The sequence below is a fragment of the Risungbinella massiliensis genome (assembly GCF_000942395.1).
GTDB lineage: Bacteria > Bacillota > Bacilli > Thermoactinomycetales > Thermoactinomycetaceae > Risungbinella > Risungbinella massiliensis.
The window spans coordinates 26,271-41,238 of record NZ_LN812102.1; the positions used below are offsets into that span (position 1 = coordinate 26,271).

Annotated in this window: 14 protein-coding genes and 3 pseudogenes; 14 read left to right on the forward strand and 3 right to left on the reverse strand. The window is 39.9% G+C overall.

Translation table 11 applies throughout. The features are described from left to right. Positions 1-74: 74 nt before the first annotated feature. From glnA (VJ09_RS00530) to VJ09_RS00560, 8 genes and pseudogenes are all read left to right on the forward strand, one after another. Positions 75-1,415: a type I glutamate--ammonia ligase gene (glnA, locus tag VJ09_RS00530; RefSeq protein WP_044639787.1), complete on the forward strand. Its 1,341-nt coding sequence runs from the start codon at positions 75-77 to the stop codon at positions 1,413-1,415. Between the two features lie 233 nt (positions 1,416-1,648). After that, entirely contained in the window at positions 1,649-2,071 is a 423-nt protein-coding gene (locus VJ09_RS00535) for a MerR family transcriptional regulator (protein WP_044639788.1), read from the forward strand. Positions 2,072-2,096: 25 nt separating this feature from the next. Further along, the gene (gene glnA / locus VJ09_RS00540) at positions 2,097-3,434 is read left to right on the forward strand and encodes a type I glutamate--ammonia ligase (protein ID WP_044639789.1); all 1,338 of its coding nucleotides are present in this window, start codon (positions 2,097-2,099) and stop codon (positions 3,432-3,434) included. 136 nt (positions 3,435-3,570) lie between these two features. After that, on the forward strand, positions 3,571-3,693 hold the full coding sequence (locus VJ09_RS18920; RefSeq protein WP_267904237.1) for a hypothetical protein: 123 nt from the start codon (positions 3,571-3,573) through the stop codon (positions 3,691-3,693). Next, positions 3,662-4,275, forward strand: a pseudogene (locus VJ09_RS00545) (IS1595 family transposase); the annotation flags it as partial. The gene VJ09_RS18920 and the pseudogene VJ09_RS00545, both read left to right, overlap by 32 nt. Before the next feature lie 68 nt (positions 4,276-4,343). Further along, positions 4,344-4,811, forward strand: coding sequence for an NUDIX hydrolase (locus VJ09_RS00550; protein ID WP_044639791.1), 468 nt, complete (start codon positions 4,344-4,346; stop codon positions 4,809-4,811). A 278-nt stretch (positions 4,812-5,089) separates the two neighbouring features. Continuing rightward, positions 5,090-5,575: pseudogene (locus VJ09_RS00555) on the forward strand (IS3 family transposase); the annotation flags it as partial. A 62-nt stretch (positions 5,576-5,637) separates the two neighbouring features. Next, entirely contained in the window at positions 5,638-6,360 is a 723-nt protein-coding gene (locus VJ09_RS00560) for a DUF4261 domain-containing protein (RefSeq protein ID WP_044639792.1), read from the forward strand. 123 nt (positions 6,361-6,483) lie between these two features. On the opposite strand, the gene VJ09_RS00565 is transcribed toward VJ09_RS00560, so the two are convergent. Further along, positions 6,484-6,855 carry a winged helix-turn-helix transcriptional regulator gene (locus VJ09_RS00565; protein WP_044639793.1) on the reverse strand — a complete coding sequence of 124 codons (372 nt, stop codon included), beginning with the start codon at positions 6,853-6,855 and terminating at the stop codon, positions 6,484-6,486. 198 nt (positions 6,856-7,053) lie between these two features. Here VJ09_RS00565 and VJ09_RS00570 point away from each other — a divergent pair, with 198 nt between their 5' ends. The 3 genes from VJ09_RS00570 to VJ09_RS00580 all read left to right on the forward strand — a co-directional run bounded on the left by VJ09_RS00570 (position 7,054) and on the right by VJ09_RS00580 (position 10,307). After that, positions 7,054-8,247 carry an MFS transporter gene (locus VJ09_RS00570; protein ID WP_044639794.1) on the forward strand — a complete coding sequence of 398 codons (1,194 nt, stop codon included), beginning with the start codon at positions 7,054-7,056 and terminating at the stop codon, positions 8,245-8,247. A 216-nt stretch (positions 8,248-8,463) separates the two neighbouring features. After that, complete coding sequence (locus VJ09_RS00575; RefSeq protein WP_044641475.1) at positions 8,464-9,306, forward strand: aldo/keto reductase; 843 nt, start codon at positions 8,464-8,466, stop codon at positions 9,304-9,306. A 206-nt stretch (positions 9,307-9,512) separates the two neighbouring features. Continuing rightward, positions 9,513-10,307: an SDR family NAD(P)-dependent oxidoreductase gene (locus VJ09_RS00580; RefSeq protein ID WP_044639795.1), complete on the forward strand. Its 795-nt coding sequence runs from the start codon at positions 9,513-9,515 to the stop codon at positions 10,305-10,307. 69 nt (positions 10,308-10,376) lie between these two features. Here the strand turns inward: VJ09_RS00580 and trhA are convergent, their stop codons facing one another. Continuing rightward, positions 10,377-11,024 (reverse strand): PAQR family membrane homeostasis protein TrhA, encoded by a 648-nt coding sequence (gene trhA / locus VJ09_RS00585; protein ID WP_230199065.1) that lies wholly within the window; start codon positions 11,022-11,024, stop codon positions 10,377-10,379. A gap of 163 nt (positions 11,025-11,187) precedes the next feature. Here trhA and VJ09_RS00590 point away from each other — a divergent pair, with 163 nt between their 5' ends. Both VJ09_RS00590 and VJ09_RS00595 read left to right on the forward strand, forming a co-directional pair. After that, complete coding sequence (locus VJ09_RS00590; RefSeq protein WP_044639796.1) at positions 11,188-11,661, forward strand: glutathione peroxidase; 474 nt, start codon at positions 11,188-11,190, stop codon at positions 11,659-11,661. A 210-nt stretch (positions 11,662-11,871) separates the two neighbouring features. Further along, positions 11,872-12,267: pseudogene (locus VJ09_RS00595) on the forward strand (DUF2199 domain-containing protein). 50 nt (positions 12,268-12,317) lie between these two features. On the opposite strand, the gene VJ09_RS00600 reads toward VJ09_RS00595, so the two are convergent. Then, the gene (locus VJ09_RS00600) at positions 12,318-13,499 is read right to left on the reverse strand and encodes a CapA family protein (protein ID WP_052807144.1); all 1,182 of its coding nucleotides are present in this window, start codon (positions 13,497-13,499) and stop codon (positions 12,318-12,320) included. A gap of 173 nt (positions 13,500-13,672) precedes the next feature. Here VJ09_RS00600 and asnS point away from each other — a divergent pair, with 173 nt between their 5' ends. Continuing rightward, positions 13,673-14,965, forward strand: a complete 1,293-nt coding sequence (gene asnS / locus VJ09_RS00605) for an asparagine--tRNA ligase (protein ID WP_044639797.1) — start codon at positions 13,673-13,675, stop codon at positions 14,963-14,965. The last annotated feature ends 3 nt before the right edge of the window (positions 14,966-14,968 follow it).

Below are 14,968 nucleotides of genomic sequence, written 5' to 3' on the forward strand. Positions count from 1 at the left end.
TTTCTTCCTGTGCCCTGTCATTAGGACAAACATTTATGCGTAAGGTGTAACAAATTACGATGGGGGGCAACAAGATGGCAAGAAATCTTTCGATAGAAGAAATTCTACGTAATGCAGAAGATGAAAATGTACGCTATATAAGGTTGCAGTTTACGGATCTATTGGGTGCAGTCAAAAATGTGGAGATACCTCGAAGCCAGTTAAACAAAGCCCTTCATAATGAAATGATGTTTGACGGTTCCTCCATTGAGGGATTTGTTCGTATCGAAGAATCGGATATGTATCTCTATCCTGACCTAGACTCTTGGGTGATCTATCCATGGACCACGAAAGAGGAAGGGCGAGTAGCTGCATTGATGTGTGATGTCTATAACCCAGATGGGACCCCATTTGCAGGAGACCCAAGAGGAATATTAAAAAAGGTGCTACAAGAAGCGTCAGAAATGGGCTTTAGTAGCTTTAATGTAGGACCAGAGCCGGAGTTTTTCCTGTTTAAGACAGATGAAAACGGTACTCCTACTTTAGAGCTGAACGATCAGGGAGGATATTTTGATCTGGCTCCGGTTGATCTGGGTGAGAATTGTCGTCGCGATATTGTATTGACTTTGGAAGAGATGGGATTTGAGGTGGAAGCTTCCCATCATGAAGTAGCTCCTGGTCAACATGAGATAGACTTTCAATATGCCAATGCGATCACCGCTGCCGACAATATTCAACTCTTTAAAGTGGTGGTCAAAAATGTGGCAAAAAAGTATGGGCTTCATGCTACTTTTATGCCCAAACCTTTATTTGGAGTAAACGGGTCCGGAATGCACTGTCATCAATCACTGTTTCAAGAAAAGGAAAATGCATTTTATGACGAGAGTGATCCGCTCGGTTTGAGCGAAACAGCACGGCATTACTTAGCGGGAATTCTCTACCATGCCAGATCATTTACCGCTGTTACAAACCCATTAGTAAATTCCTATAAACGTCTTGTTCCTGGCTACGAAGCCCCATGTTATGTAGCTTGGTCACCTAAGAACCGTAGCCCGTTGGTTAGGGTGCCAGCCTCTCGTGGTCTTGGAACAAGGATTGAGGTACGAAACCCTGATCCTGCCGCTAATCCATACCTAGCCCTTGCAGTTATGCTAAAAGCCGGGTTAGATGGAATCCGGAATAAAAGATCATTGCCAGCACCAATCGAGAGCAACATCTATGTAATGGATGAATCAACAAGAAACGAGTATGGAATTTTGAGTTTACCCGCCAATCTCCATGAAGCACTTAACGAGTTAGTACAAAATGAGGTAATTGTAGGAGTTCTTGGTGAACATGCCTTGGAGCATTTTATTGCTGCAAAACAAGTGGAATGGGATGTATTCCGTACACAAGTAACGGATTGGGAAAGAGTACAATATTTAGAGCAATATTAGGTTACAATAGCAAAAGGGAACTGCGCCATTCCGTTAGGGAGTGGCTTTTTCCTCAATAAAAAGTGAAAATTGTGCCTATCCAATATTATTTCCAGAACAATGTATAATAAAAAGAGAAAAAAGTTCGGATTTTTTGTATGTTAATTTTCCTTACATGTATTGACTGGATAGCTTACATGAATTAAGATAAGAGTGTGCTTGAGAGACACCTCTTATAAGAGGAGGGCGTCAGGATGAACAATGATGACATCCGGCGAAATATGCCTTTGTTCCCGATGGGGATCGTGACCAAACTAACAGAATTGACACCACGTCAGATTCGTTATTACGAACAACACGAACTCATTCAACCGGAGCGAACCGATGGCAAACAACGTCTGTTTTCTTTCCGCGATGTAGACCGTTTATTGGTTATTAAGTCCTTAATGGAAAAAGGACTCAATATTGCGGGTGTGAAGGAGATGTTGGAGCACTCTCAAAACTTATCGGAAGTGAAGAGGGAAGTGGAAGAGGCTCGGATCGAAGCGATGAAGCAGAAGCCAGAGCTAACTCAACAAGATCTCCTGAAAAAGGTGCGTCAGGACCTGATCAATATACATCAACCTGGTAGTACGCATCTAACACTCGGAGAACTTAGCCGCTTTTTTCGTCACTAATTAGGGAAGGGAGATCGATTTCCGAATGGCAAAGTACACCAAAGAACAGATCTTTGAAATCGTCGAACAACAAAACGTATCTTACATCCGTCTTCAATTTACGGACTTATTAGGTACCATTAAAAACGTAGAAATTCCTCGTAGTCAATTAGCAAAAGCACTAGATAATAAAATGATGTTTGATGGTTCTTCTATTGAAGGTTTTGTACGCATCGAAGAATCGGACATGTATCTCTACCCAGATCTAGATACTTTCATCGTATATCCATGGACAAGCGAAGGAGAAGGTAAGATCGCAGGTATCACTTGTGATATTTATATGCCAGATGGTACTCCTTTTGCTGGGGATCCTCGTGGTATCTTGAAAAAGGTTTTGAAAGAAGCAGAAGAAATGGGTTATACCAGCTTTAATGTTGGTCCAGAGCCAGAGTTCTTCCTCTTCAAAACCGATGAAAAAGGTCAACCTACCATGGAACTAAATGACCAAGGTGGTTACTTTGACCTTGCACCTCTAGATCTTGGAGAGAACTGCCGTCGAGAAATCGTTCTCACCCTAGAAAAAATGGGTTTTGAGATTGAAGCTTCTCACCATGAAGTAGCTCCTGGACAACATGAGATTGATTTTAAATACGCTAATGCAGTAACTACTGCAGATAGTATCCAAAGCTTTAAATTAGTAGTGAAAAATATTGCTCGCAAATATGGCTTGCATGCTACCTTCATGCCAAAACCACTATTTGGTGTAAATGGTTCTGGTATGCACTGTCATCAATCCCTCTTCAAAGGGGATGAAAATGCTTTCTATGATGAAAGCGATGAGCTAGGTTTAAGTGAAACAGGTCGCCACTTCCTTGCAGGGATTTTGGCACATGCACGTGCGTTCACTGCGATCACCAACCCACTAGTGAACTCTTACAAACGTTTGGTTCCTGGCTATGAAGCTCCTTGCTATGTGGCATGGTCTGCGAAAAACCGTAGCCCATTAGTACGGATTCCAGCTTCACGTGGATTGGGAACTCGTGTAGAAGTTCGTAGCCCGGACCCTGCTGCTAACCCATACCTTGCACTCGCAGTAATGCTCAAAGCAGGTCTGGATGGAATCAAGAACAAATTGGCTCTACCACCACAAACGGATCGCAACATCTATGTGATGGATGAAGCAGAACGCCGCGATGCTGGTATCGATAGCCTTCCTGGTAGCCTGACGGAAGCGTTGGAAGTTCTGCAATCCGATGTTGTAATCTGTGAAGCACTTGGTGAACATGCTCTGAACCACTTTGTACAAGCGAAGAGCATTGAATGGGATATGTTCCGTACAGCGGTTCATCCATGGGAGCGCGACCAGTACATTTCCTTGTACTAAGAACGATTGCTCTACCTTTTAACTCCAAACCCCCAGTATTGCCCCATCCTAATAAGATGGGGATTTTTTTTACATGATATAGGAAATGTGAAAAGTATTTATTTAGTTATTGTAGAGACGGAAAGGAGGGAATTGAATGGATCTAGGTAAACAAGAAACTTGTATGGAATGCGGACATCATCATTTTCGGGAAGGAGCATTGGACGGTTTTGCTAGAATTACACCACGCCTTAAAACAAATGGATTTTGCCCATTTTGAAGGTATCGTTGAGGTTGACGAAACATATTTCCTATACTCTCAAAAAGGTCAACGTGGAATTACGGAACGGAAACCTCGAAAGCGTGGAGGAAAATCCAAACACAGGGGTATTAGCCAAGAGCAAGTGTGTGTTCTTGTCGCAAGAGACCCTACCAAAGCTACTGTTTCCAAAGTTTCTTGTATGGGGCGTATAGTAAAACCCAAAGTTGCAAAAATCATTGGGTCTAAACTATCCTCTGACAATGTGCTTGTCACTGATGCTTGGAGAGCCTACAAAACCTATGCGAAAGAAAAAGGATTAGAACATTATCGGATTAAATCAGACGATGGTAAACACGTTATCAAGGGCTTGTATCACATTCAAAATGTCAACGGTCTCCATTCTCGTTTGAAACAATGGATAGACCACTTCAAAGGTGTAGCTACCAAATACCTTGATAATTATTTGCTTGTTTTTTATTTGTTGATAGTCGTAGTAATGAAAGCACTAAACAGCATATAAAAGAATTTCTATTAACATCATTTGTATATGAAATGACTGACACATATGACAGTTTACGACTTTCAAAATTCAATGTGTAGGTGTTTATGAAAGAAGCTATTCAAATATGATAGAGATAAATGTAACGAAGAGAATTGAGGAGAAATGGATGTCGCAAAATGGAATTGTTTTAGTAGCAAGTGTCTCAATCTTTAGTGGTGATAAAGTCTTGATTATTAGAGAGAATAAACCTACTGCTGTTGATAAGTGGAACTTTCCGAGTGGACATATCGAATATGGTGAAGACATTCTTTATTCAGCTCGAAGGGAAGTTAAAGAGGAAACTGGATTGGATGTAAATTTGATTGGCACTACTGGCGTATATAATTTTATCAGTAGTACGAACAATCAAGTTATTTTATTTCATTTTATTGGTGAAGTTACTGGAGGTTTTTTAAATCTCCAAGAAGATGAAATTACAGACAGTAAATGGATAAAAATAAATGACCTTGTAACATTTGAAAATGAAGACTTGCGAGAACCAAAAGTAGTAAAGCAAATAATTCATAACCTATTAAAAGAGAACTTTCACTCAATTAGTGTGTTTAATGAGCAACTTAAAAATAGTTCTAATTAAGCTGACGGTGATGTTAGTTAAACAAGAATGGAGGAAACTCTAATAAATAGAGTTTCCTATAATTTTTACGCAGTCATCAACATCAAAATTTAACAGAGCCTTTCTAATAAGTGATGATAGACTAAAAAGTAGACAAGACGAGCTGAGAATGACAAAATAAAACCAAATCATTCGAGGTGATCGTGATGTCAAAGTATGACAAGGAGTTTAAAACCCAAACAGTTCAGCTAGTATTGGAGCAGGGGAAACCTGTTGCTCAAACTGCAAAGGATTTANGAGCAGATATTACCTATGTTTCTACTCAGGAAGGCTGGGTGTATGTTGCAAGTGTGATGGATCTCTACTCTCGTAAAATTATTGGCTGGCATGCTGACAACCGAATGACTAAAGAGCTTGTTTTGACTGCTTTAGATCGTGCGTACAAACAACAGAAGTCAAAAAACTCAGTACTTCATCATTCTGATCGTGGAAGTCAATATGCTTCGCATGAATACCAAAAAAGACTGAAACAGTATGGATTGGAAGGAAGTATGAGTCGTAAAGGAAACTGCTATGACAATGCGTGCATTGAATCCTTTCACAGTATATTGAAGAAAGAATTGGTGTATATTTCCCGCTTCCTGTCTAGAAAACAAGCGAAACAATATATATTTGAATACATTGAATTTTTCTACAACCGTAAAAGAATTCACTCATCCATTGGGTATCTCTCACCCATTGATTACGAACGTATGTACTTCAAGAAATGCAGCTCTGCTGCATAACAAGACTCGTTTTTTTCTGTCTACTTTCTTGACCTAATACCATAAGGGGTTGTGTTCATAGCGTGGTAGAATCCAATATCATAATAGGAGTTCCTGGAAAATGGGAATCCCGAACCGAGTTAATCCAACAAATTGCCCTGCAAAGTGAAGGTTATCTGATGGCAGGGAAACTCATTTCTCATATAGAAAAACAGGTCATGTTCGAAGTAGAAGTGTATGAACATGATCCGAATCTCTCCAGAGCATTTTCTATTGCAGGAAGAGGGAATTTGCCTCCGTACTTGTTGGAAGAGATTGATCAGCATACTTGCACGGTATATCTAATAGCGAAATCAAATGGGGTTGAAAGTACGAAGGACCTACTCGATGTTACGGCGGGCTTGCTTCGAGCTGGAGGAATCGCAGTGAAGATTGAAGCGCCTGGATTAGCTTATACAAAAGAAGAATGGTACGAGCTGACACGCACTAAAGAGGATGCGGCGATCTATCTGCATTTTGTTAATTTTATAGGGGACTCTGAACATATTTACTCCATTGGAATGCATGCGTTTGGTTTGCCGGATGTGATGGTACCTGCACATTTACAACTGGAGGAATTTACTAACTTGCTACATAATTTCAATCTATATCAGATACTAGAGAAACCTACCTTTCATCATGGCGAAACATTCTCTCTAGATCCAGATGAACCTGTGTATCAATTGGAGAAGTTACAGGATTTTCGTTATGACTCAGGAGATGTTTGCTTTAATCCATCTGGTATCTGGAATTTAGTACCCTCATAAATAAACAAAGGGACTGATCAATAACAACATTTTGAGTACAGGTTCACATAATCGTAAAGCCTAAATTCCGTTTATTGGAATTTAGGCCTTTTTAAATCAATAGGAAAGGGTAATCTTCCATTATTATTTTAGTTTATCATTCAAAATGCTTTCTTCTAATACAGCAAATTTATCCCCGTATACTTTCGTTATATGTTTTTCTCCCCAAGCGCATAGAGAGTCTAAAATGCTTTGTAAACTTCGTCCATATTCACTAAGTTCATATTCCACTTTAGGAGGAATTTGATTATAGACAATGCGGTTAATGACACCATCTTCTTCAAGCTCCCGTAATTGTTGGGTTAGCATCTTTTGAGTTATGTTTGGCATGAGACGTTTCAATTCACTGGTACGTTTTTTACCATGTGTTAGGTGGCAGAGAATCACACATTTCCATTTTCCTCCGATTACTTCGAGTGTCGCTTCAACGGCGATATTGTATTTCTTTTTCAGCATATTCTTCCTCCCAATCTATAGGAACCTAAAAGTATCTATATCACTTTTTAGTATCTATGGCACTTCAAAGTTCGTTCTTCCCTATTTGACTCCTATATCTCATAATAGCATTTGCCGGCTGAGATCCACCATACTCTTTTATTTATCCTGCTTTCAGTGCTAAAAGCATACAACTAGACAATATTAGGAGGAGAAAAAATGCCTTTAGATAAAAAACGAAGTACATGGGCACTGCTGGCATTAGCGGTGAGTGCTTTTGCCATTGGAACAACCGAATTTATCAGTGTTGGATTATTACCTTTGATAGCTCAAGATTTACAAATATCTGTTACCACGGCTGGATTAACTGTTTCTCTGTATGCTTTGGGTGTTACATTCGGAGCACCGATCCTAACTTCTCTGACATCTAGTATGTCACGTAAATCGTTACTACTTTGGATTATGATTATTTTTATTGTTGGCAACAGTATTGCAGCTAGTGCTTCTAGTATCGGAGTTTTACTAGTTGCTCGTGTTGTTTCTTCGTTTTCACATGGTGTATTTATGTCTATCGGTTCTACCATTGCAGCTAATTTGGTAGCGGAAAATCGCAGAGCAAGTGCTATTTCCATTATGTTTACCGGACTTACCGTGGCAACTATTACAGGTGTTCCTTTTGGTACGTTCTTAGGACAATATTTGGGCTGGAGATCTTCTTTTATCGCCATTGTGGTAGTTGGAATTATTGCGTTTATAGCCAATAGCATTCTTATTCCGGCTAACTTGCCAAAAGGAACTCGTACAACATTCCATGATCAATTCAAACTTATAACCAATGGGCGATTATTACTTTTGTTTATCATTACTGCTTTGGGTTATGGAGGTACGTTCGTTGTATTTACGTATTTATCTCCGTTGTTACAAGATATAACAGGATTGAAAGAAGGAACGGTTGCGACTATTTTACTTGTCTATGGTATTGCCATTGCAATCGGTAACGTAATTGGTGGAAAAGTGGCAAACAACAATCCGATTAAAGCACTATTTTATATGTTTATCATACAAGCGATTGTGCTATTTATCTTAACGTTTACTGCTCCATTTACGGTAGCAGGACTTATTACGATCATATTGATGGGATTGTTTGCATTTATGAACGTAGCGGGATTGCAAGTATATGTAGTGATGTTGGCGGAACGTTTTGTTCCAAAAGCAGTGGATGTAGCGTCTGCTATCAATATTGCAGCATTTAATGCGGGAATTGCTATTGGTTCCTATTTAGGTGGTATCATTACTGACTCCATTGGGCTCATTCATACAGCATGGATCGGAGCCATAATGGTTCTAGGAGCCGCAATTTTGACTGGCTGGAGTCGAATCTTAGAGCGAAAAGATCAACAAAATATGGTGTAAACTCTGCTTCTGAAATAATAATAGAAATTTCAAAAAAGGGATATTTTGATAAAAAGAGACTACCCTAACAAATGGTTCCGGATTTCGACTCGTCTTATCCCTTCTAACGAGCAATAGCTCAATAAATAGGTTTGAAGGGAGGTGAAAGGATTCTCTTAAGGAGGATTGTAGAGTTGGAATGGATTCATTAGATTATAAATAGGAGGTTTATTGATGATAGCGAAAAATTTACAAGATACAACGACTTTGCATAACGGTGTGAAAATGCCTTGGTTTGGTATTGGAGTATTTAAAGTAGAAGAAGGTCCTGAACTGGTGAATGCTGTAAAACAAGCTATTATACATGGCTATCGCAGTGTGGATACAGCTGCAATTTATGAAAATGAAGAGGGAGTCGGCCAAGGGATCCGTCTAGGCTTAGAGGAAGCTGGCATCTCTCGGGAAAAGCTCTTTGTGACATCGAAAGTTTGGAATGCGGATTTGGGATATGAGTCTGCTATTGCAGCCTATGAAGCAAGTCTAAAGAGACTTGGATTAGATTATCTGGATCTCTATCTTATTCATTGGCCTGTAGAGGGGAAATATAAAGATGCTTGGAGAGCTTTAGAGACTCTTTATAAAGATGGACGGGTAAAAGCGATTGGGGTAAGTAATTTTCAAATCCATCATTTAGAAGATTTGATGAAAGATGCAGAAATCAAACCAATGGTAAACCAAGTAGAATATCATCCTCGTTTGACTCAAAAGAAACTTCATTCATATTGTCAAGAGCATGGAATTCAGATGGAAGCTTGGTCTCCGCTTATGCAAGGACAATTGCTAGATAACGAGCTACTGAAAAAGATTGCCGCTCAATATGGCAAATCGGTCGCACAAGTTATTTTGCGTTGGGACATCCAAAATGGTGTCGTAACAATTCCGAAATCGACAAAAGAACATCGGATTGTGGAAAATTCCTCGATTTTTGATTTTGAATTAACACCAGAAGAAATGAAACACATAAATGAATTGAACCAAGATCTTCGAGTGGGTCCAGACCCTGATAATTTTGATTTTTAATGAATTAGAGCTTGTTGCATAACTAAACCAAAGCCAGAGGTTTTCCCCTTTTGAGATGCGACTATGAGCGGTAGGGAGTCGGAGCAGATCGGAAGCGGGAAAACCGGCGGCGCGCCTACGCTTAACTTGGATTAATGCAACAAGCTAGAATTAGATAACTCCTCTTGAAAAAGAGGAGTTATTCCTACATAAAGGGAGGAATGAACATGAATCTAAACTTAAAAGGGAAAAAAGTGTTCGTCACGGGTTCCACATCGGGTATAGGAAAAGCAATTGCCACATCTTTAGTTGCAGAAGGTGCCGAAGTAGTGATCAATGGGCGAAGTCAAGAAAAAATAGAGCAAACGATATCTGAAATACGAGAACAATTTTCAAATGCTGTTCTTTACTACGCAGAGGCAGATCTAGGTACGGAACAAGGTTGTCAAAAGGTGCTGAAAGAGTATCCAGGCGTAGATATTTTGATTAATAACCTTGGAATTTTTGAGCCTGTAGAATACTTTGATATCCCAGATGAAGATTGGTTTAAAATATTTGAAGTGAATATCATGAGTAGCGTTAGGCTGACACGACAATACCTGAAAGAAATGATTCGAAAAAAAGAAGGAAGAGTTATTTTTATTGCCAGTGAAGCAGCCATTATGCCATCACTCGAAATGGCTCATTATAGCGCTACTAAGACAATGCAGCTCTCCCTTTCTCGAAGTTTAGCTGAGCTGACGAAAGGAACCAATGTGACCGTCAATACTGTTATGCCTGGCTCCACCTTAACAGAAGGAGTAGAAACGATGTTAAAAACTCTCTATCCAAATGAACAATTGCCGATAAAAGAAGCAGAGAAGCGGTTTATGAGAGAGAATCGTCCCACCTCTATTATCCAAAGGCTTATTCGTCCAGAGGAGATCGCCCATCTCGTGACCTTTATAAGCAGTCCTCTTTCCGCAGCGATCAATGGATCTGCTTTACGAATCGACGGCGGATTGGTGCGGAGCGTGTTTTAAAGTGTGTACTACGATAGGCTTGTGTTTTTACATAAAAAAGCTACTCGATCACCGAGTAGCTTTTCGTGCTTACAAAGGAATAATAAAGAAAACCATCATAAAGAAGTGAACGATCGAACCAGCCATTACAAAGAGGTGGAAGATTTCATGGAATCCGAACTTATTAGGGAAAAAGTCAAAGATTTTAGTTGAGTAAATAATTCCCCCGATCGTATAGGCGACACCACCTGAGATGAGGAGGATGATTGCCTCCATAGGGAGTGCATCGATCAGCTTACCAAATGGCACAACTGCTACCCAACCTAACGTGATATAAAAGAGGGTGGAGACACTTCGTGGAACATTGATAAACCAGATTTTCATGATTACTCCAACGAGCGCAATTGTCCAGACGGATGTGAGCATCGCCCATCTCCAAGCCCCTTCTAGACAATAGTAGAATACAGGAGTATAACAACCAGCGATAAAGACATAGATGGCCATATGATCGATTTTTTTTAGGATCAGTTCTTTTTCTGGAGTTGTTCTCACCCAGTGATAGAGGGAACTAGCCCCATAAAGGAAAATGAGACTAACACCATAGATGGTCATGGTAGTTAGCTTACTGGTACTTTCCCAAGACAGCATGATGAGAGAAACTAGGCCCACGATACCAGCTAAAAAGGTGATAAAGTGAGTCCAAGTATTGACGGGCTCTTTCATACGTAGAAATTTCAAAGGATCAGCTCCTGAATATGATTTTGAGAATGTGATGAAAAGTATGTTTTCCCTATTGTATCATTGAATGAGAGGAGAACAAGATTATCTGGAGCTATGTGAGGGTATAAAAGATAGAATGCGAAGCTGATACAATAATATATAAGTAGGTTAGGTGAACGAGATGTCGATTTATGATTTCACGGTGGAGACTGCAAGTGGAGAAAAGAAGGAATTGCAAGATTTTGAAGGAAAAGTGTTACTTATTGTGAACACGGCAAGTAAGTGTGGTTTTACCCCACAGTATCAAGGATTGCAAGAACTATATGAAAAATACCAAGACCAAGGCTTTGTAGTGCTTGGCTTCCCATGTAACCAATTTGGAGCTCAAGAACCAGGAAGAGACGAAGAGATTCAGTCATTTTGCCAAATAAATTATGGAGTGAAGTTTCCTGTGTTCGCAAAGATTGATGTAAATGGAAACAGTGCTCACCCTTTGTACCAATATTTGAAGAAAGAAGCCTCGGGAATGCTCGGAAATGCGATTAAGTGGAATTTCACCAAATTCTTAGTAGACCGTAATGGCAAAGTAGTGGATCGCTTTGCCCCAACGACAAAGCCACAAGACTTGGAAAAAGAGATAGAGAAGGTATTATAAGAAAACAAAGAGAACTTATCTAGTAGGTTCTCTTTGTTTTTTATAGAAATGAATGTATTTTCAGAAATACTAACATAGGAGAAGCACAATGAGAGGATATTTATGTTCGGGTTGTGATACATATCATAACGGGTTGTCATTTGGTTATGAAACAGATATGCCAGATATTGTTTATCAATAAGAATCGAATGAGATGAAAGACCGTGTAATTTGGACAATGATTTATGTGTTTTAGATGGTAAGAATTTTTTCATTCGAGGTTGTATTGAGTTGCCTATAAAGGGTCAAGAAGAAATTTTTTCTTGAGACGTTTGGGTGTTATTAAGTGAAGAGAACTTTACTCGTATTGTGGAAGAATGGAACACCAATGGGAGAGAGGACAGATTGGAGCCGATGTTTGGTTGGTTAGCTACTTCTTTACCTTGTTATCCTGATACTATCAATTTAAAGACGATGGTTCACACTCGAAAAATAGGAATTAGTCCTTATATTGAATTGGAACCAACAGCTCACCCATTAGCTGTAGAACAGCAAATAGGTATCACTTTAGAAAGAGTACAGAACATTGCAGAGGAAGTTTGTAAAATAAATAATGAATTAGGATAAGTGTAAATAGAAAAAGCCTCCTCTTTGCTCAAGAGGAGGCGATAACGATTTTACTTCAATGAAAAGGTAGGAAAAGCTTCTTCTACCGTCATCTGTTGTTGTGTGTTTAAGTAAGCCTCTTTCCAAACCTGTTTTGTTAAACCTGGATAGTTAGGTAGTTTGGTCGGATTCTCCGATGTCAGTGGAAGAACGCGGTAATTTTTAATGCCATTTTGTGGATAAATGTGCACATACGTCGGAAGGAAGGAGACATCTTTTAGCTTTACTTCTTTGGTGGCTTGATCACGTGCAATATTGAAGTAAACGACCATTCCTTCTTGGGTGTGCTCCGCTACTCCTTCATTCGTTTGGTTGGAGACAAAGTTTCCAAGAGAGTAAATGATTAATTTTTCTTTGCCATTGATATTTACTTTTTTCATAGGTTGCGTAACGTGAGGGTGACTCCCTACGATCACATCGGCACCTGCTTCTAGTACTGCCTGGGCTGTTTCCTCTTGGAACTTATTTGGTTCACGTTGATATTCTTGACCCCAATGCAGGGAGACGGAGACAAACTCTGCGCCCATCTCTTTCGCTTTGGCGATATCTTGTTTGATGAGGTCTAGCTTAATTGTATTGACCAAATATTTTTGTGGTACTGGAAGACCATTGGTATGTTCGGTGTACGCCAAGAAAGCGATTTTCATTCCGTTGGTCTCCAGAATCAGAGGAGTATCACGTTGTTGTTGGCTTGCTGCTGTACCAAAGAACGGTAGCTTTTTTTCTTGTAGCACTTTTACCGTTCTGCGAACACCTGCTTCTCTAGTATCCATCGAGTGGTTATTCGCTGTACTTACCGCATCAACTCCGCTTTCTAACAGGGCATCGACAATTTCGTCTGGAGCATTGAACATTGGATAGCCAGAGTATTTCATGGAAGGACCACCAAGTGTTAATTCAAAGTTTCCAACTGCTAAATCAGCGGATTTCAGATAAGGTTTAATATCAGTAAAGAAGGAAGTAAAGTCGTATCCATCTCCCTTTTTACCTGCCGTTAGCTGGGGGTTATGAAGCATGATGTCTCCAAAAACGGCAATCTGTGCTTCTTGTTTTTTTGTTTCTTGGATTTCCCCATCTTGATTACCTTCAGTTGATTCTGATTCCGGATCGGCAAACAAAGACGGAATGGGGATGATGATGAATAATATTACGAGGGGAATGATGATCCATAATAATTTTAGTGGCTTTTTCACGTAAATCCTCCCTATATAAATGGAGCTTTTATTAGTATACTTTGTTTCTTGCACAAAAGAAAAAATACTTTTTCTGAACATTTTTCAAGAAGATGCCTCTGCTTTCGTTGACTCGTTAAATTTAGCACGTGTATAATTTGTTTTATTGTAGAGAGTAATTGGAGGGTACATAAGTGCAAGCAACGATACGTGATTTGTCACAATATGTAGGACAAGAAGTAAGATTAGGAGCTTGGATGTATAACAAGCGTTCTAGTGGGAAAATTCAATTTTTGCAGTTGCGTGACGGTACAGGAACGATCCAAGGTGTTCTAGTGAAAAATCAAGTGGATCCAGCTATTTGGGAAGAGGCACAAAAGCTAACGCAAGAGAGTTCCCTTTATGTATGGGGAACAGTACGTGAAGATGAGCGTGCTCCTTCTGGTTATGAAATGGATGTTACTAAGATTGAGACAATCCAATTAGCAGAGGAATATCCGATCGCTAACAAAGAGCATGGTACTGACTTCCTGATGGATCATCGTCATTTATGGATTCGTTCATCTCGTCAAAATGCTATTCTTAAGATCCGCGCAGAGATTGTTCGTTCTATTCGAGGGTATTTAGATCAAAATAACTTTACTTTAGTAGATCCACCAATCCTTACTCCTTCTTCAGCAGAGGGAACAACGAATTTGTTTCATACCAAATACTTTGATGAGGATGCTTACCTAACACAATCAGGTCAACTCTATATGGAAGCGGCAGCAATGGCATTTAACAAAGTATATTCTTTTGGTCCTACTTTCCGCGCAGAGAAGTCCAAAACTCGTCGGCACTTGATCGAATTTTGGATGATCGAGCCTGAGATGGCATTTGTGGATCAAGAGGAGAACATGAAAGTTCAAGAAGAGATGGTATCCTACGCAGTTCAACAGGTTCTTGCAAACTGTGCTTCTGAGTTAAAGTTGCTGGGGCGTGATACGAAAGCACTAGAGAAAATCCAAGCTCCTTTCCCACGCATCTCCTATGATGAGGCTGTAGAACTACTACACCGTGAAGGATTCCCAGAGTTCCAATGGGGCGAAGATTTTGGGGCACCACATGAGACGAAGATTGCGGAGAGTTTTGATAAACCGGTCTTTATCACCAACTATCCAACAGGGATCAAGGCGTTCTATATGAAACCAGATCCAAATCGTCCAGAAGTAGTTCTCTGTTCCGACATGATTGCGCCTGAAGGTTATGGAGAAATCATTGGAGGAAGTCAACGGATTGATGATCCTGAGCTTCTTGCCGAGCGTTTTAAAGAGTATGATTTATCCGATGAAGCCTATCGATGGTATTTAGACCTTCGTAAGTATGGTTCTGTCCCACACTCTGGATTTGGTCTCGGATTGGAGAGAACTGTTGCATGGATCTGTGGTTTGGAACACGTTCGCGAAACAATTCCATTCCCACGGATGTTAAACCGTCTCTATCCATAAGAT